Origin of the sequence: Myxococcus sp. CA039A, from assembly GCF_013336645.1 — a bacterium.
In the GTDB taxonomy this organism is placed as follows: Bacteria; Myxococcota; Myxococcia; order Myxococcales; family Myxococcaceae; genus Myxococcus; species Myxococcus llanfairpwllgwyngyllgogerychwyrndrobwllllantysiliogogogochensis.
Map to the genome: position 1 here is coordinate 13,023 of NZ_JABUMQ010000106.1, position 17,468 is coordinate 30,490.

The 17,468-nt window shown below is 69.2% G+C and carries 17 protein-coding genes; 8 read left to right on the forward strand and 9 right to left on the reverse strand.

The window, feature by feature from the left end; genetic code table 11:
• The first annotated feature begins 3 nt into the window (after window positions 1–3).
• Both HR086_RS19160 and HR086_RS19165 read left to right on the forward strand, forming a co-directional pair.
• Window positions 4–807, forward strand: a complete 804-nt coding sequence (locus HR086_RS19160) for an ABC transporter permease (RefSeq protein ID WP_141645950.1) — start codon at window positions 4–6, stop codon at window positions 805–807.
• Window positions 808–1,117: 310 nt separating this feature from the next.
• Window positions 1,118–3,181 (forward strand): kelch repeat-containing protein, encoded by a 2,064-nt coding sequence (locus HR086_RS19165; RefSeq protein ID WP_254626377.1) that lies wholly within the window; start codon window positions 1,118–1,120, stop codon window positions 3,179–3,181.
• Between the two features lie 52 nt (window positions 3,182–3,233).
• Here the strand turns inward: HR086_RS19165 and HR086_RS19170 are convergent, their stop codons facing one another.
• The 5 genes from HR086_RS19170 to HR086_RS19190 all read right to left on the reverse strand — a co-directional run bounded on the left by HR086_RS19170 (window position 3,234) and on the right by HR086_RS19190 (window position 6,432).
• Window positions 3,234–3,968 (reverse strand): double-CXXCG motif protein, encoded by a 735-nt coding sequence (locus HR086_RS19170; RefSeq protein ID WP_174466334.1) that lies wholly within the window; start codon window positions 3,966–3,968, stop codon window positions 3,234–3,236.
• Between the two features lie 13 nt (window positions 3,969–3,981).
• The gene (locus tag HR086_RS19175) at window positions 3,982–4,650 is read right to left on the reverse strand and encodes a TIGR02269 family lipoprotein (protein ID WP_174466335.1); all 669 of its coding nucleotides are present in this window, start codon (window positions 4,648–4,650) and stop codon (window positions 3,982–3,984) included.
• 91 nt (window positions 4,651–4,741) lie between these two features.
• Complete coding sequence (locus HR086_RS19180; RefSeq protein WP_174457579.1) at window positions 4,742–4,972, reverse strand: addiction module protein; 231 nt, start codon at window positions 4,970–4,972, stop codon at window positions 4,742–4,744.
• A 67-nt stretch (window positions 4,973–5,039) separates the two neighbouring features.
• On the reverse strand, window positions 5,040–5,942 hold the full coding sequence (locus tag HR086_RS19185) for a helix-hairpin-helix domain-containing protein (protein WP_174463204.1): 903 nt from the start codon (window positions 5,940–5,942) through the stop codon (window positions 5,040–5,042).
• Window positions 5,943–6,024: 82 nt separating this feature from the next.
• The gene (locus HR086_RS19190) at window positions 6,025–6,432 is read right to left on the reverse strand and encodes a RidA family protein (protein WP_174457577.1); all 408 of its coding nucleotides are present in this window, start codon (window positions 6,430–6,432) and stop codon (window positions 6,025–6,027) included.
• Window positions 6,433–6,548: 116 nt separating this feature from the next.
• Between HR086_RS19190 and HR086_RS19195 the strand changes: the two genes are divergently transcribed.
• Window positions 6,549–8,174, forward strand: coding sequence for a peptide chain release factor 3 (locus HR086_RS19195; protein ID WP_141645946.1), 1,626 nt, complete (start codon window positions 6,549–6,551; stop codon window positions 8,172–8,174).
• 3 nt (window positions 8,175–8,177) lie between these two features.
• Here HR086_RS19195 and HR086_RS19200 read toward each other — a convergent pair whose 3' ends face one another.
• Window positions 8,178–8,720, reverse strand: coding sequence for a hypothetical protein (locus HR086_RS19200; protein WP_141645945.1), 543 nt, complete (start codon window positions 8,718–8,720; stop codon window positions 8,178–8,180).
• 68 nt (window positions 8,721–8,788) lie between these two features.
• On the opposite strand from HR086_RS19200, the gene HR086_RS19205 reads away from it, so the two are divergent.
• Complete coding sequence (locus HR086_RS19205; RefSeq protein ID WP_174466336.1) at window positions 8,789–10,282, forward strand: carboxypeptidase M32; 1,494 nt, start codon at window positions 8,789–8,791, stop codon at window positions 10,280–10,282.
• 23 nt (window positions 10,283–10,305) lie between these two features.
• On the opposite strand, the gene HR086_RS19210 is transcribed toward HR086_RS19205, so the two are convergent.
• Complete coding sequence (locus tag HR086_RS19210) at window positions 10,306–10,662, reverse strand: hypothetical protein (RefSeq protein WP_141645943.1); 357 nt, start codon at window positions 10,660–10,662, stop codon at window positions 10,306–10,308.
• Window positions 10,663–10,756: 94 nt separating this feature from the next.
• On the opposite strand from HR086_RS19210, the gene HR086_RS19215 reads away from it, so the two are divergent.
• Window positions 10,757–11,398, forward strand: a complete 642-nt coding sequence (locus tag HR086_RS19215) for a class I SAM-dependent methyltransferase (RefSeq protein WP_174466337.1) — start codon at window positions 10,757–10,759, stop codon at window positions 11,396–11,398.
• A gap of 1 nt (window position 11,399) precedes the next feature.
• Here the strand turns inward: HR086_RS19215 and HR086_RS19220 are convergent, their stop codons facing one another.
• Window positions 11,400–14,129 carry a M1 family metallopeptidase gene (locus HR086_RS19220; protein WP_174466338.1) on the reverse strand — a complete coding sequence of 910 codons (2,730 nt, stop codon included), beginning with the start codon at window positions 14,127–14,129 and terminating at the stop codon, window positions 11,400–11,402.
• Between the two features lie 122 nt (window positions 14,130–14,251).
• Complete coding sequence (locus HR086_RS19225) at window positions 14,252–15,418, reverse strand: ribonuclease D (RefSeq protein WP_141645940.1); 1,167 nt, start codon at window positions 15,416–15,418, stop codon at window positions 14,252–14,254.
• A gap of 65 nt (window positions 15,419–15,483) precedes the next feature.
• Here HR086_RS19225 and ttcA point away from each other — a divergent pair, with 65 nt between their 5' ends.
• The 3 genes from ttcA to HR086_RS19240 form a co-directional block, all read left to right on the forward strand.
• Window positions 15,484–16,347: a tRNA 2-thiocytidine(32) synthetase TtcA gene (gene ttcA, locus HR086_RS19230; protein ID WP_174457573.1), complete on the forward strand. Its 864-nt coding sequence runs from the start codon at window positions 15,484–15,486 to the stop codon at window positions 16,345–16,347.
• Complete coding sequence (locus tag HR086_RS19235) at window positions 16,326–17,150, forward strand: TerB family tellurite resistance protein (RefSeq protein WP_141645938.1); 825 nt, start codon at window positions 16,326–16,328, stop codon at window positions 17,148–17,150. The genes ttcA and HR086_RS19235 overlap by 22 nt, the downstream gene beginning before the upstream one ends.
• A 12-nt stretch (window positions 17,151–17,162) precedes the next feature.
• Window positions 17,163–17,468: PhnD/SsuA/transferrin family substrate-binding protein (locus tag HR086_RS19240; protein ID WP_174466339.1), on the forward strand; the 306-nt coding region annotated here is incomplete at its 3' end.

Genomic DNA, 17,468 nt, shown 5'->3' on the forward strand with positions numbered 1-17,468 from the left:
GGCATGGTGCGGCGATATCTGCGACTGCTGACAGTGCAGCTCAAGGCCTCCGGCCTCCAGGCGCTCCAGTATCGGGCGGACTTCTTCACCGACGGCTTCACGTCGCTGTGCTGGGTCTTCACCGCGCTGGCGCCGCTGTTCGTCGTCTACGGCAGCCGGCCGGAGGTCGAGGGCTGGAGCTTCGGCGAGGCGCTGCTCGTCGTGGGCTGGTTCACCCTGCTGCAAGGCATCCTCGAGGGCGCCATCAACCCCAGCCTCACCGGCGTGGTGGAGCACATCCGCAAGGGCACGCTGGACTTCGTGCTGCTCAAGCCCGCGGACGCGCAGTTCCTCGTGTCGACGCAGCGCTTCCTGCCGTGGCGCGCGTTCAACGTGCTCACCGGCCTGGGGCTCTTCCTCTACGCCTTCATGCTGCTGGGGCGCGGGCCGTCTCCCTTGGGGCTCCTGACGTCCGTGCTGCTCCTGGGCACCAGCACGCTGCTCTTGTATTCGCTGTGGATATTGACGGTGAGCGCCGCGTTCTTCGTCGTCCGGGTGGACAACCTCACCTACCTCTTCACGTCCATCTTTGACTTCGCGCGTTGGCCGTCATCCGTGTTCAAGGGCGTGGCGAAGGGGGCGTTGACCCTGGTCTTCACCTACGTGATTCCCCTCGCCTTGATGACCACCTTCCCGGCGGAGGCCATGCTGGGCCGGCTGCCAGCGCAGTCCCTGGTGGGGGCGGTGGTGGGCTCGGCGGTCTTCGCGTGGGTGGCGCGGCGCGTCTGGATTCGCTCCATCGGCCACTACACCTCCGCCAGCAGCTAATCCCTTTCATCTCGACCGAGTCTTTCGAGCCGGCGAGCGCTCGCTGACTCGGTGGTGGGGTGTATCAACCCCACCTGTCTCATCTGGTGTCGACACATCTTTTCAAGGGCGGAATTGGCCTCCTTCCTCGGGACTGGGGTAAGGGCCGCCGCGTGCGGCTCGTCGGGCGCACACCCCAAGGAAAGGACCCCCACCCATGAATCGATGTATCGGGCTCGGCCGACTGGCCGCGCTTGTGTCGGCGCTTGTCCTAGCGGGATGCTCACACGAGGAATTTGCAGAAACGTCGGAAGCACAGGCGACTGCGGGCTTGGAGGCGAGCCAGGGTTGGACGCCCACGCCGAGCATGTTGCTCCAGCGGATGGACCACACGGCGACGTTGCTGCGCACCGGGCAGGTGCTGGTGGTGGGTGGGCAGTCCTCGTCGAGCGCGGAGCTGTACGACCCGAAGGGCGTGCGTTGGCTGCCCGGGGGCTCGCTGGGCGCCGCGCGGCGTCGACACAGCGCGACACTCCTGAACAACGGCAAGGTGCTCGTCGCTGGCGGTGACTCCGGCGCGTCGTCCACGGGCACCGCGGAGCTGTATGACCCCACTGCGGGGACCTGGGTCGCGACGGGGAATCTGGACTCGCTGCGCTCCGGCCACACGGCGACGTTGCTGTCGAGCGGGAAGGTGCTGGTGGTGGGCGGAGAGAACGGCGCGAGCGCGGGACTGGCCAGTGCCCAGCTCTATGACCCGGCCACGGGGACGTGGTCCGCCACGGGTGCGCTGCGCAGGGCGCGCGTGGGACACACAGCGACGCTCCTGGGCAATGGACGGGTGATGGTCACCGGAGGGCGAGTCGGACCGCGAGGCTCGTTCGTGAATGACGTGGAGCTGTATGAACCGAGCACCGGGCTTTGGACCCTCGCCGCGGGGATGCTCGGCGTGCGCTCGGGGCACAGCGCGACGCGGCTGCTGTCCGGCAAGGTGCTGGTGGCGGGAGGCTTCATCGATGAGCTCATGGCCTCGCGGACCTCGGAGCTGTTCGACCCGGGGACGGGCACCTGGACTTCGGTGGCGCAGGGGCTGCCAGGAGAGCGGGCGCAGCACACGGCCACGTTGCTGCACTCAGGCGAGGTGCTCGTCAGCGGTGGTACGGATGGCAACAGCCCGTATCTGCAGAGCGCGGCCATCTTCGACCCGGCGCTGGTGCGCTGGAGCGTGACGTCTTCGATGAGCACGAGTCGGCTGGGGCACACGGCCACACTGTTGCCCCAGGGCGACGTGTTCGTCGCGGGAGGAAGCGCGGAGGGGACGCAGGGGGCTTCGTCGGCCGAGCGCTTCTCGGTGCCCACGCCGCCCTGGCGCCCGACGGCCGTCATGTCGTCGGCGCGGTATCACCACTCGGTGACGTTGCTCGACTCCGGCAAGGTGCTGGTGGCGGGAGGCACGAGCACCGGCGGCAGCGGGCTGTCGGGCGCGGAGCTGTACGACGAGCACCTGGTGACGTGGACGCAGACGGGGAGCCTGGTCGCGCCGCGCTTCCTGCATGGGGCGGCCGAGCTTCCCTCGGGCAACGTGCTGGTCGCTGGCGGGCAGGCCAGTTCCTCGTCCTATCTGTCGTCCGCGGAGGTGTATGACCTGGCCACGGGGCAGTGGAGCAGCACCGGCGCGCTGGCGGGGGCCCGTTCGCGGCACACCACCACGTTGCTGGAGTCGGGGCAGGTGTTGGTGACGGGAGGGCGGATGTCCTCCAGCTTCAGCAGCATCCTCGCCACGGCGGAGTTGTATGACCCGCCTTCCGGCACCTGGCGCACGACGGGCGCGATGAACGTGCGTCGCGTCAACCACACCGCGACGATGCTGTTGTCCGGGCAGGTGCTGGTGGTGGGCGGCACGACGCCCACGGGCGACACGGCCACCGCCGAGCTCTACAACATGCACACGGGCCAGTGGACGCAGACGGGCTCCATGTCGGGCACGCGTTATGGACACATCGCGGTGGCGCTCCCCGGAGGCAAGGTGCTGGTGGCGGGCGGCTGGGGCCTGGGCGGCGCGCTGGCCACGGCGGAAATCTATGACCCGGCGCAGGGCGGCTGGACGACGGTGGCGCCCATGACGAGCAGCCGCTACGGCGCGCTGGCGTCGGTGTTGTCCTCGGGCCGCGTGCTGGTGCTGGGCGGGGATGCCGGGGCGGGAACGGGCCTGTTGTCCACGACGGAGGTGTTCGACCCGGCGCTCGGTCAGTGGACGTCCGCGGGCACCATGTCCAACGCGCTGTCGAGCGGCACGGTGACTCGGCTGGCCATCTCCGGGCGACTGCTCGTCGCGGGAGGATTGGGGACCAGCGGAGCGCTGTCCTCGGCGGAGCTGTACACGCCAGCGCTCTGACGATGGGGCTCCTGTCGCCCGCGTCCCGGTGTGGACGCGGGCGGCAGGGGCATCAGCTCACGGCGGAGCGGACTGGCAGCTCGTGGAAGGCGATTCCTGGGAGTTCCATGAGGCGCACTGCCTCCATGAGGCGCTGAGTGCCGATGAGCATCGTCGCGAAGTTTCCGACCCGGAACAGGTCCACGTCTGAGGGCATGGAGTCCGCATCAAGGACGGGCGCATCGGGTCGCGAGAGCGCGAAGCGGCCACACGTCGGGCAGGGTGGAGGAACATCCGGTGGGACACAGTCGGGATGGAGTCGACCGCGTGGCTCGATTTGAAGGTCGAGCAGCTCGGGCGCGGTCTTCTGGCGAAACCGCAGCTCTGTCCGGCACCCTGTCAATCCACGGAGGCCCTGCGCCTGGAGTTGCTCCAGTGCGTCGCGGCGAACGAGCAGAATCGAAGTCCCTTGCCAGGTGAACGGTCCGAAAGCTCCCGAGGCTCGGCCGACCCTGGGGCCAAACTCGGTGCCAGGTGGCAGCTCGGAGTTCGCTGGGGCCAGGGGGCGCACCAGAGCCCGCAGACGTGCGAACCCGGTGAAGGGCTCGGGGCGGGGCTGCTCGAAGAGAGCGTGCTCGGGCAGCGAGGATAGGTCCACGCAAGGATAGTGGTGACCCCACGAGCTCCAGGTCACGCCGCACTCCGAGCACTTCGCACCGGGCAGGGCCCACTTGAGAGCCCCGTCGAACGAGCCGCTGAAGGCGCTCGTCGCGGCCTCGTCCTCCCGCAGCCAGAAGTACCGAGTCATGTGTTCGAAGCCCTCATGCTCCCGGGCGAGAATAGTAGGGTTGAACGGGGCCACCGATGAGCTGGAATCGGTGGATGAGTTCGCCCGCGTGTTTGTAGATGTCCTCGGGACTCGCGCTCTGATTCAGGTCTCGATACTGGCGCCAGGCCTTGTTCCACGGGCCTCCGCGACTGTCATTCCCATGAATGCGGCGATGGAGGTCGCGGGGGATGGGCATCGTGTAGTCGTGGATCTTCACGCCCTGGCGCTCGAACCATCTCGCGAGGTCCTCTGCCTGGGGAAAAATGTGGTGCTTCTCCCAACGCCCTGGCGTGAGCTGGTGCGAAGGAGGAATGACTCGCTCGGGCGCGCCATTCCAGTGCGGGAAGACCATGATGGCCCCGCGAGGGAGGCCCTGGCGACCGCCCCAGTTCCTCCGGGGACCACTTCCCGGTGCGGCAGCGGCGGCAGGGGGACGTGCCGGAGGAAAACGCACCCGCTCAACCTCGCTGGGCAGGTCCTCGCAACGATAGAGGCCGCACATGTCATCCGAACACAGGACCGTGACGCAGCGGTCCTCCTCGGGGCGAGCGCACTCCACCTCGGCTTCATCCCAAGCGGGATGAATCGGGTGCTGTGCAGCGGAAGCGCAGCCCAGCACGTGGACGACCCATAAAAGCCAGAGCCCTCGCAGAATTCGCATGCGCCGCGAAGCCTAGCACTCAGAATTGCCGGAGTTTTACGTGCAGTTGCGCCTGGGCTTCCTCGTGATGAGAGGCCGATGCTACGCGTCGCTACTTCAGGCGAGCAACAACCTGACGCTCCACGTCCTCCCAGGGGACTGTCTCCACGCGGCCTTCGCGGATGTCCGTGGCGCGACGCTCCAGCTCTTGTGCCCACTCTGAACCGGAAGCTTCCTGTGCGGGCTCGTCGTCGAGACTGAGCAGGAGCTTGTGCGCGACCTCGGCGCGCTCCTCGGGAGGAAGGCTCAGGACCCGTGTGAGCAAATCGTCCTTGGTGGCCATGAGGTGAATCCTACTCGTCGGCGTCGTTGTTGGCGGCAGGGACTGTTTCCGGCTCGACCTCCTGTTTTCACGCCCCGGGCTGATGCGCCTCCGCCTCCTCGGACTCCACGCCGTAATAGGCCAGGCACTCCACCTCGCGACCTCTCACCACGCGCCGACCGTCCAGCGGTCCACCGTGCGCGGTGACGATGGTGCACTGTCCCTCGTCGCCTTCCTGGTCGAAGTACAGCACCACCCAGTCGTGCGTCGCTTTCTGCTGATGTGCCATCGCTGTGTTGGAGAACAGCGCCCGCACGTTCCACCCGTCCAGCTTGCGCCGCATCACCGGCAACCACGCCTCACCCGATGGATTGAACCGCCGAGGCGCGATGGTCCGCAGCTCTCCCGTGTCCGCCTTCCGGCGGTACTCCTCATCCACCTGGAGCAACACCCCCACGTCGGGCCGAGGCCCTTCATCCTGGCTCTCGCGCTTGCGCGCCGCTCCTCGCCGGTTTCGCCCCAGCCGCGCCTCGAGCAGGTCCCGCACCTGCTGCCCGCGTCGCGGTCCAAAGCCCTCCACCGCTTCGAGCCTGCCGTCGTGCGCCGCCTGCTCCAACTCCTCCAGCGAGCGCACACCCAGCTCTTCATGAATCCGCCGCGCCAGCTCCGGACCGATGCCCGGCACACTGGCGAGCAACTGCTCGGGCGAGGACTCGTCCTCCAGTCGCTGCAACAACCCGAGCTGCCCCGTGCGCACCAGCTCCGCCACCGCCGCGGCGATGCTCTTGCCCACCCCGGGCAGCTCCCGCAGCCCCGCCTCGCCCTTCGACGCCAGCAGCTCCGCCACGGACTCCGGCCATTGGCCAATCGACCCCGCCGCCTTGCGGTAGGCCGTCACCCGGAAGGGCATCGCGTCCTGCTCCTCGAGCAGGTCCGCCACCCGCTCCAGCGCATCCGCGATGCCGATGTTGTCCTTCCATTCGACGCCCATGGCTCCCTCGAACTTGGAGCGTCGGGCGCGAGGCGACCACCCCCGGCGATGCAATCCAAGCGGGCAGGGGAGCCCTCGTTCCTCAGGGTGCCTTGTCGAGCGCGTCCGCGACGATGGCGTCCGCCTCGATTTCCACCAGAATCTCCGGGGAGATGAGCTTGCTCACCTCCACCATCGACGTCACCGGACGGATGCTGGCGAAGAACTCCCCATGCGCCCGGCCCACCTGCTCCCAGCGGGAGATGTCCGTGACGTACATCCGAGTGCGCACCACGTCCTTCAGGCCCGCGCCCACGGCCAGGAGCGCGGATTCGATGTTCCGGAGCGCCTGGACGGCCTGCAGGTAGGCATCCCCGGCCCCGACAATCTGCCCCGACGCGTCGGTGGCCGTGGTGCCCGAGATGGAGACGAAGGGCCCCACCCTCACCGCGCGCGAGTAGCCCACGACGGGCTCCCAGGGGGTACCCGTGGAGTGATGGGTCCGCTGCATGGCTGCCTCCGAAGGCGAGAAAGTGTGGGCAGACCCTCCCACGGGCCTCGGGCGGACCGCCAGGGGCTCCTTGTTGGCTGCAAGGAAACACGGCCCGTGGTAGTTGGCCCCGGGTCATGACGAACGAGCTCGACAGGGAGGTCGCCCGGCGGCGCACCTTCGCGATCATCTCCCACCCCGACGCGGGCAAGACGACGCTGACGGAGAAGCTGCTGCTGTACGGCGGCGCCATCCATCTGGCCGGCAGCGTCAAGGCCAAGCGCGCGCGGCGCCACGCCACCAGCGACTGGATGGAGCTGGAGAAGGAGCGCGGCATCTCCGTCACCTCGTCCGTCCTCCAGTTCGTGTACCGGGACCACGCCGTCAACCTGCTGGACACCCCGGGCCACCAGGACTTCTCCGAGGACACCTACCGCACCCTGGCCGCGGCCGACGCGGCGGTGATGCTCATCGACGCCGCCAAGGGCGTCGAGCCCCAGACGAAGAAGCTCTTCAAGGTGTGCCGCCTGCGCGGCATCCCCATCTTCACCTTCGTCAACAAGCTGGACCGCTACGGCCGCGAGCCGCTCGAACTCATGAACGAGCTGGAGCAGGTGCTCGGCATCCGCTCCTATCCGATGAACTGGCCCATTGGCATGGGGCCGGAGTTCCGTGGCGTCTACGACCGGCAGGCCCGCGTCGTCCACGTCTTCTCCGCCGAGGGCACCCACGGCGAGTCGGAGGTCGGCGAGCGCTCGGTCTCCATCGACTCGGAGGACATCAAGTCGGTGCTCACCGAGTCGGAGCTGGCCAAGCTCCACGAGGACATCGAGCTGCTCGACATCGGCGGTGACGAGTTCACCCGCGAGAAGAGCGACTCGGGCCAGCTGACGCCCATGTTCTTCGGCAGCGCGATGACGAACTTCGGCGTGCGCCCGTTCCTCGACGCCTTCCTGGACCTGGCCCCCGCGCCCACCTCGCGTCTGACGACGCTGGGCCCGCGCGAGCCCAACAACCCCAAGTTCGCCGGCTTCGTGTTCAAGATTCAGGCGAACATGGACCCCGCCCACCGAGACCGCATCGCCTTCATGCGCGTGGTGAGCGGCCGGTACGTGAAGGGCATGAACGCGTTCCACTCGCGCCTGGGCAAGGAAGTGCGTCTGGCCAAGCCGAGCCAGTTCATGGCCGCCGAGCGCACCGCGATTGAAGACGCCTGGCCCGGAGACGTCATCGGCCTGTTCGACCCGGGGCAGTACCGCATCGGCGACACGCTGGCGGAGGGCACCGACGTGGAGTTCGAGGGCGTGCCGCGCTTCAGCCCCGAATACTTCGCGGTGGTGCGCTCCAAGGACCCCTTGCGCCGCAAGCAGATGGAGAAGGGCCTGGAGCAGCTCTCGGAAGAGGGCACCGTGCAAATCTTCCAGCAGCTCAGCATGGGCATGAAGGACCCGATTGTCGGCGTGGTGGGCGCCCTCCAGTTCGAGGTCCTCCAGTACCGGCTCGAGCACGAGTACGGGGCGAAGATTGCCCTGGACCGGCTGCCCTTCAGCCACGCGCGCTGGGTGGTGGGGCCGAACTTCGACCCCAAGTCCTTCGATTGGGAAGGCAACCGTCAGACGGTGCAGGACCGCGACGGTCTGCCGCTGGTCCTCTTCCGCGACGACTGGGCGCTCCAGCACGCGGAGGACAAGCACCCGGACCTGAAGTTCCTCAACGAGGCGCCCATGCTGCGCAAGCTGACGGCGGTCGCCTCGGGGAGCTGAGCGCTACTTGTAGACGTTCACGGTGCCGCCCCGGAAGGCGGAGTCGCGCAGGACGAGGCCTTCCTTGTACAGGCGGGCCGTCTTGGGGCCGACGAAGAAGTCCTTCGGCTGGCCCCGGCGGAACGTCTTCTTCACGTGCTCCTCGATGTCCATGAACAGGCGCCGGAAGCGGTCCGGCGCCGCGTTCTTGCGGCCCGTCTGCGCGGTGATGTCCAGCTCCGCCCAGAGCTTGCCGCTGAGCAGTTCGCCCTCCTCGTTGGTGCGGCAGCGCTCCAGGAAGATGACGGGGGAGCGCACCTCGTCCACGCGCCAGTAGCCCTTGTCCGGGCCGCGCTTCATCTTGTCGACGATGGCGGGGCCCAGGTCGCTGGCCACCAGGTACATCTCGTCCTCGGGCAGTCGCGCCATGTTGTCCTGATGGGCGCGGAACGTCGTCCAGTCCGCTGGAACGCGCCGGGGGTACACCTCCAGCACGAAGCGCTCCAGGAAGCGGAAGAAGGCGAGCTCGTCGTCGGGAATCATGAAGAACTGAAGGACATTGGCCATTGCCCGGCCCTCATACCCTTGTGTTCCTCCCCGCGAAAGCCCGGGGTGCGGCGGGTTATAGAGAGTTCATGGATACCTGGCTGCTTTCCCGGATGCAGGAGCTGAAGGACCTCCAGGGGCTCATTGGCCTCGCCACGTGGGACCAGGAGACGTACCTGCCCGCCAAGGCGGGCCCCGCGCGAGCCCACCAGCTGTCCACCCTGCAGGGCATCCACCACGAGCGCCTCGTGGACCCTCGGCTGGGGGATGCGCTCGCCAGGGCGGCCACGGAGGCGGGCCTGTCCGACGACGAGCGCGCCATGGTGACGGTCCTCCAGCGCGAGCGGGAGCGCGAGGTGCGCGTGCCCGCCGCCCTGGTGCGCGCCCTGGCCGAGGCCCAGAGTCACGGCCTCCATGCCTGGCGCGAGGCCCGCAAGGAGCGCCGCTTCGCCCGCTTCCAGCCCGCCCTCCAGCGCCTGCTGGAGCTGCGTCGCGAGCAGGCGGATGCGTACGGCCATGATGGCGAGCGCTATGACGGCCTGCTGGAGGGCTACGAGCCCGGCATGCGTGTCTCCCGGCTCACCCCGGTGCTGACCACGCTGCGCGAGCAGCTCATCCCCATGGTGGGCAAGCTCTCGGGCGCGAAGCGACAGGTGCCGGCCCTCTTCGACGGGCGTCGCTACGACAAGGACGCGCAGTGGCGCTTCACGCTGCGGTTGCTCGGGGACCTGGGGTTCGACCTGGAGGCGGGCCGACAGGACGTGAGCATCCATCCGTTCACCGGAGGGACGCACGCGCTCGACGTCAGGCTCACCACGCACGTGGACGAGTCGAACCCGTTGTCCGCCATCTTCAGCACCATCCACGAAGCGGGGCACGGCCTGTTCGAGCAGGGCTTCTCGCCCGAGCACCACCGCACGCCGCTGGCGGCCTCGCCGTCCATGGGGCTGCACGAGTCACAGTCGCGGCTCTGGGAGAACCTCGTGGGCCGGGGTCGCCCCTTCTGGGAGCACTACTTCCCGCTGCTGCGTGAGAGCTTCCCCGACGCGCTGGCCCAGGTGGACCTGGATGCGTTCCACACCGTCGTCAACGACGTGCGCCCGTCGCTCATCCGCACCGAGTCCGACGAGGTGACGTACAACCTCCACATCGCCGTGCGCTACGAGCTGGAGCTGCTGCTCATCCGCGACGAGCTTCCGCTGGAGGAGCTGCCCGCCGCGTGGAACGCACGCATGGAGCGCTACCTCGGCGTCACTCCGCCCGATGACACGCAGGGCGTGCTTCAGGACATCCACTGGGCCTGGGGCGAGCTGGGCTACTTCCCCACGTACTCGTTGGGCAATCTCTACTCGGCCTCGCTCTATCGCGCCGCCGGGCGGGAGCTGCCGGAGCTCGAGGGGCAGCTGCGACGGGGGCAGATGCTGCCGCTGCGCGACTGGCTGCGTGAGCGCATCCACCGTCAGGGCTTCCGCCTGCCCGCCGAGGAGCGGGTGCGCGAGGTGACGGGACAGGGCCTCACCGACGCGGACTTCCTGGGGTATCTGCGCGCGAAGTACGGCGCGCTCTACGGCATCTCGCTCTGACCGCCGTCACACGACGCGCGGACTCAGAACGAGAACAGGAGCGGATGGCACGAACGGGCCAGCCGCAGCGCGTCCTTCGCGAGCGTGTATGAGCCGGGGTCATCCGCGTCCAGCCAGGCCGTGCGCGCGACGAGGCTGCTCAGCTCGAAGCACAGGCTGGTGGTGCGCCGCGCCAGCCGGCTCTCCTTGCGCAGCGCGCGCACGTTGAGTTCGCACAGCTCCGCGCACTGCCGCAGCACGCGCACCGAGGCGCTGCTCAGCGTCTGTCCCTGCGCCACCATCCGCGCCATGCCTGCTTCGCAGGCCGCCTGGCACTGGAGGCTCGCATCAATGCAGCGCGACACGTCCGCGCGAGCACCGCCCAGTCTCGCTCCAGTCATCGCTCGCACCTCCGAACCGCTAACCAGGGTATGCACGCCGAGCAGGGGGGCAACTGGAAGTGAGGCATGAGATGCCCGATGTTAAACGGTCACCATGCCCAAGCTCACGCTCGTCCCTGACGAAATCGAAGAGTACGCCCGCGCGCACACCGCGGCACCCGCGCCACTCTTCGAGGAACTCAAGGACATCACCCACGCACGCACGTCCTCTCCGGGTATGCAGGTCGGACCCGTCGAAGGCGCCTTCCTGAGAATGCTCGTCTCGCTCACGAGTGCGAGGCGCGTCCTGGAAATCGGGACCTTCACGGGATACTCGGCGTTGATGATGGCGGAGGGGCTTTCCGACGACGGAGAGCTCATCACCTGTGACATCAACCCGGAGACGGCTGAGATTGCCCGCTCCTTCTTCGCGCGCAGTCCGCATGGCCGGAAAATCCAGCTCCGACTCGGGCCTGCCCTGGAAACCCTGAAGACGTTGCGGGCTCCGTTCGACCTGGTCTTCATCGACGCGGACAAGGGGGGCTACAGCGCGTACTGGGACGCGGTGGTGCCGCTGGTGCGTCCCGGAGGGCTGCTCGTCGCGGACAACGTGTTGTGGTCCGGGCGCGTGCTGAGTCCCGAGTCCGCGCAGGACCACGCGGTGGTGGACTTCAACGCGAAGGTCGTCGCGGATGCGCGCGTGGAGCCCGTGCTGCTGACGGTGCGCGACGGGATGATGCTCGCGCGCAAGCGGTGACTCAGTAGCGCGCGAGGAAGCGCGTCAGCCCGGGCCGCAGGGCCTCGCGCTGGGCGATGCACTGGTCCACGCGCTCCAGGGACTGTGCCAGCGCACGCTCGCCGCCCTCGAAGTCCCGCGCGCGCGGACCGAAGAAGCGCGCCACCTCTTCACGGTGCTCGGCGTCGCAGAAGAAGCCGCCACCCGAGAGCAGCCACGTGGAGAGGTCCCTGGGCAGTCGCTCGCGCAGGGTGTCGAAGTGCTCGCGCAGGAAGCCGAACGCCACCTCGCGCGTGTGCGCCTCCGAGAGCTGTCCGAAGAGGATGGCCAGCGCCTCGCGCGTGTCCACCTTCGCGTCCAACAACAGCTCCAGGCTGGCGCGCGCCAGCGCCGCATCGCGAAAGCTGCCCAGGGCACCGAAGAGCAATCCGCGCTCCTGCTCCGTGGCGGCGGTGCGCGCGGCGTCTCGCAGGCGTTGGTGCAGGGCGGCGTCTCCCGCCACCGCGGCGGACTGGAGCACCGTGGCGGCGTCCTCCGGTGGCAGCGCGGTCCGGTCCTCGAGCCAGCGCAGCGTGAGGCGGCGAGCCTCCGCGCGCAACTTCGGGTCTTCGCCCTCGGTGGCCGCCATCCACATCAGGGTGGGGCGCATCAGTCGCAGGTCCTCGCTCTCGCCGGGACGGGAGACGAAGCCCACCGAACGCGCGCGGCTTCCGAAGAGTCCGCGCACGAAGCGCGCCCGGTGCGGACGGAGTGCATCCGGAACCAGGTCCGTGTGCACGCTGCCCACCACGCCCGCCGCGCTGTTCACCAGGTCCGAGCCCCCTTCGCCCAGCCGAGCCACCAGCGTGAGCGCCTGGCTGACGTCCAGCTCGCCACTGGAGAGCAGCGCCTGCGCGTCCGCCATCAACACCAGTCGCTCGGGGATGGTGAGCTGCCGTCCGCCCTGGCGCGTGAGGCGCTCCAGCCCGTCTCCGCGCAGCAGTGCATGGTAGTAGCCGCGCGCGTCCGCGTTCGGGTGGACCCAGTCGGGACACCCCTTCGCCTCGGTCAGCTCCAGTGTGCCCGTGGGCTCGGTGAGCACCGTGCAGACGCGGCCTTCCTTCGCGCCGACGGCGTAGCGCACGCACAGCGGCACCTGCCAGGGCCGTGAGCCCGCCGCGTCCCGGGCCCCGAGCGGCAGGTAGCGCCGCTGCTCCAGCGCGAGGCGCGGAGCTCCCTCCTTGGGACACTGGAGCGTCATCGCCACGAGCGGCACGCCGGGCTGGTCCAGGAACGACGAGAACACGGGCGCGACGTCCCGCCCGGCCGCGAGTGACAGCGCCTGGAAGAAGTCCTCGGTGGTGGCGGTGCCGCGCGCGTGGGCCTGCAGGTAGTGGCGAACGCCGCGCTGGAATGTGTCGGCTCCCACCCAGGACTCGAACATGGCGAGCACGGCGGCGCCCTTGCCATAGGTGATGCCGTCGAAGGCGCTGTGGATATCACCGGGCGCTTCGATGGGCTGGCGGATGCTGCGCGCGGTGACGAGCCAGTCCTCGCGCATGGCGTGGCCTCGGGCCTCCACGCGGCGGATGTCTCCACGCCACTCCGGACGCCAGCGCTTCACCACCTTGAAGGCGAGCCAGTCCGCGAAGGACTCGTTGAGCCACAGGTCGTCCCACCACGCGGGGGTGACGAGGTTGCCGAACCACTGGTGCGCGAGCTCATGCGCCTGCGTCTCCGCGAAGCCGCGCTGGCGCCACACGGTGTCCTTGCCCGGCTCCGCGAGCACCAGCGGCGCGCCGAAGGTGACGAGGCCCGGATGTTCCATCGCGCCCCCCAGAAGCCCCGGCACCGCGAGCACGTCCAGCTTCGGGTAGGGGTAGGGCGTGCCGAACCACGTCTCCAGCTCCGCGAGCAGGGGCGGGGTGACGGACGCGGCCCAGGTCGTCTCGGCCGCGCGGCCCTTGGGCACCACGATGCGCACCGGCACGCCGTTCTGTCCGGCACGCCCCGCGTCCACCGCCTCGAAGGGGCCCACCGCGAAGGCCACCAGGTACGTGGGCAACGGCGGAGTCGTCTGGAAGCGCACCGTCTTCCAGCCGTCCGTCCCCGCCTCCTCGGCGCGCACGGGCGTGTTGGCGAAGGCGGAGTCCTCCGCGCGCACGCGCAACGTCAGGACCCAGGGAATCTTGAACGCGGGCTCATCGAAGCAGGGAAACGCGCGCCGCGCGTACAGCGGCTGGAACTGCGTCATCGCGTACCAGTGGCCGTTGTCCTGCTCGCGGAAGACGCCGCTGTCTTCCTTGTCGTACGCGCGGCCCGTGTACTCGACGTGCAGCGTGACGGGGCCGGGCTGGAGCGGCTCGCGCGGGATGAAGGCGAGCAGGTCCTCCCCGACGGGCAGCGCCTCCGCGGACACCCGCGTGTCGCCTATGCGGAAGTGGCTCTGGCTCACGGTCAGCTCCGAGGCGTGGAGCCACAGCGCGCGCGTGGGCTCGGACAGCGACAGCTCCACGTCCACGGTGCCTCGGAAGGTCTCCTGGCGAGGGTCCAGCTCCAGCGTCACCGCCTGCCGCGTGGGCCGCGCGTGCCAGTCCAGCCGCAGGCCCGGTGGCGTGAGGACGCGGGCGTCTTCCACGGGCGGCGGCACGACGCGCGGGCGAGGCATGGGTGGGGGCGTCAGCGCCGCGGCTTCACGGGCGCCGCCCGCGCAGCCCGCGAGGAGGAGCGCCAGCAACAGGGCGATGACCGCGCCAGGGTGTCCGAACCGCATCGGGAAGCTCCGTCCGCCAGACCAAGGGCGACTCGTGACGGAGGTCATTCCATCACCGCCTCCGCCGCGACGGTAGCGCTTAGACGCGGTGTCAGATGTGACGCGGTGGCGCGGTGGGGCCCTCAGCCGACGACGGGGAAGGCGGCCAGCAGCTCGATGAGGGCGGGGCCGTACAACTGCAGCCGCTTGTCACCGAAGTAGGGCACCTGGCCGAGCTCCTCCAGGTTCCGGGGCGGCTGCGCGAGCAGCGCGTCCATCAGCGGGTTGGTGAGCACCACGCTGGGCGTCACCTTGCGCTCGGTGGCCTTCTCCACTCGGAACGCCTTGAGCGCGTCCTCGCGCTTGCGGCGGTTGGTGTCCTTGGGGCCCTTGTTCTCGCGCTCCTGGGGCAGCTCCCCGTTGCGCGACTTCTCCAACTGCGCGCGGACGATGGCGAGCACCTCGTCGCCATGGGCGCGCACGAAGGCGCCTCGCACGCCCGCCGCGCGCGCCAGGTCCTTGGGCGTGGAGGGCAGCCGCGTGGCGATATCCGCCAGCGCCATGTTGGAGAGCATGCGCCCCATGGGGACGTTCTCCTGCTCCGCCCACTCCAGCCGCTTGCGGTGCAGCGCATGGGCAATCGCGTTCGCCAGCGTCAGCTGCGTGGGGGACAGCCCGGAGCGCGGCAGCTTGGGCTTGAAGTCCGCGCCCACGTCGGGCCGGGCCACGGCCTCGTCACAGAGCCGGTCGCAGTCCAGCACCACTTCTTCCAGGATGCCCGCCTCGCGGCATGACTCGCGCACCTGCCGGCCCAGCTCGCACAGGTAGCGCACGTCGTTGGCGATGTAGGTGTGCATGCCCGGGGGCAGGGGGCGCAGCGAGAAGTCGGACTGCTGATGCTCCTTCGGCAGCTCCACGCCCAGCTTCTCCCGGGCCACGTCCGCCAGTCCCACCTTGGGCCAGCCCAGCAGGGTGGCGGCGCGGTGCGTGTCGAACAGGCCCCGCACCCGCACCCCGCCCTCGGCCAGGAACTGCAGGTCGCCCTGGGCGGCATGGAAGTACTTGGTGCGTTCCGGGTCGGCCAGCAGCGGGGCGAGCAGCCGGGCCTCCACGCCGGGCTGGAGCGTGTCGAAGAGGAAGACGTCGTCGTCGGTGGCGACCTGGAGGAAGCACAGCCGGGCGCGGAAGGCGTGCATGGAGTCGGCCTCCAGGTCCACGGCCAGCTCGCGGGCCGCCTCCAGCTTCTGGAGGGCGCTCTGGGCCCCGGCGGAATCCACCACGTCCACGTCACCCTGCGGGTAGGTAGGCATCGAGCTGAGCAGGCTAGCGGACCGGACCGCCTGAATGACGTGTTTTTTCCCGGGCCGCCGCTAGGATGGCCACGCCGATGAATGACGTCCAGCGCCTGGAAAAGAGTCTGCTTGGCCACATGGGCCGGGCCATCGCGGACCACCGCCTCATCGAGGACGGGGACCGCATCATGGTGGGTGTGTCCGGAGGCAAGGACTCCTACACCATGCTCTACCTGCTCAGGGAGCTGCAGCGCCGCGCGCCGGTGAAGTTCGACCTGCTCGCGGTGAACCTGGACCAGGGACATCCCGGTTTTCCGGGGCACATCCTGGAGGAGTACTTCCAGCGAGAGGGCTACGCGTACAAGCTCCTCAAGGAGGACACGTACAGCATCGTCCTGGAGAAGACGCCCCCCGGCAAGACGCAGTGCTCGGTCTGCTCGCGCATGCGGCGGGGCATCCTCTACACGGCGGCGGTGGAGCTGGGCTGCACCAAGATTGCCCTGGGCCACCACCGCGACGACCTCATCCACACGCTGTTGCTCAACATGTTCTTCGCCGGCTCCATCAAGGCGATGCCGCCCTTGCTCAAGAGCGATGATGGGCGCAACGTGGTCATCCGGCCGCTGTGCTACGCGCCGGAGAAGGACATCGCGAAGTTCGCGGAGCTGAAGGCCTTCCCCATCATCCCCTGCGATTTGTGCGGCACGCAGGAGAACCTCCAGCGCAAGCGGATGCAGCGGCTGGTGGAGGACCTGGGCAAGGAGATTCCCAACGTCCGGCAGAGCCTTCTCAACGCGATGGCCAACGTGCGGCCGTCGCACCTGCTGGACCGGGCGCTCAACCCCGACCCGCTGAACGCGAGCGAGGCGGAAGTCGCGGCGGCGCCCACTCAAGACACGCAGGACACGCAAGGGGGAGCCAGTCCATGGCTCGAGAGCAGGCAGTGAGCGCGCGCAAGGAACGTAACGCCGCGCTGGTGGAGGCGATGTTGCTGGCGGCGATGGCCGACGGCCGTGTGTCTCAGCGGGAGATGCAGACGTTGCTCAGCCGCGTGCTGGAGCGGCCGGAGTTCGAGGGCACGCGTCCCGAGGAGCTCAACGCGCTGGTGGAGACCAGCGCCGCGCGGCTGTCCGAGGCGCGCAACCTGGAGGACGTGCTCGCGTCGCTCAGGCGCCGGCTTCCGGACCACAAGAACCGGATGCTGGCCTTCGGCCTGGCGGCGGCGGTGGCGCTGGCGGACCAGCGGGCGACTCGCACGGAGCTGGGGCTGCTCAAGACGTTCCAGGCCGCGTTGGGCATCTCCGAGGACGAGGTCGCCCAAATCATCGACGTCATCGAGAACGGCGGCAGCCTGGCGGAGGCCCTGGGAGAGCCGCTGGAGCGGCTGTACGCGGAGGTCATGGTGCTGGTGAGCGCGGCGGACGGGCGGCTGAAGGAGGCCGAGGCCCGGGCGCTGGTGGAGAGCTTCGCGGCGGACCCCCTCTTCGAGAACGTCAGCCCGGAGCGCGCGCAGAACTTCGTGAGCGAGTCGGTGGCGGCGCTGTCCGCCGAGGGGCTGCCCCAGCGACTCCACGTCCTGGCGCACGGCCTGACGACGCACACCCAGCGGGTGAAGGCGTTCCGGCTGGCCACGAAAATCGCCCACGCGGGGGGCGAGCCCAGTCTGCCGGAGCAGCGCATCCTGGACATGCTCCAGGCGACGTTCGGTCTTGCTGACGACGAAGTGGCGCGACTGGGCAGGGAGGGGTAATCAGGGGGCAGAATGACCCTTCAAGTCCCTTCCACCTCCAGGCACTCCTTCCGTTTCGGTCTGCCGCCGTCCCTGGGCAACGAGACGGCGCGAGAGCGCGCGGACCGGCTGGCGGCCTTTCTCCAGAGGGCGCTGGGCAAGCTGGTGGAGGTGAGCGTCGCGTCCAGCTACGAGACGCTCGCCAAGGATTTGCTCTCCGGGCGCGCGGACGCGGCCTGGGCGCCTCCGTTCGTGTGCGCGCGGATGGAGGCCATGGGGGTGCGGGTGGTGGTGCGCGGGGTGCGCCGGGGCATGTCCTCCTACCGTTCGGCGCTGGTG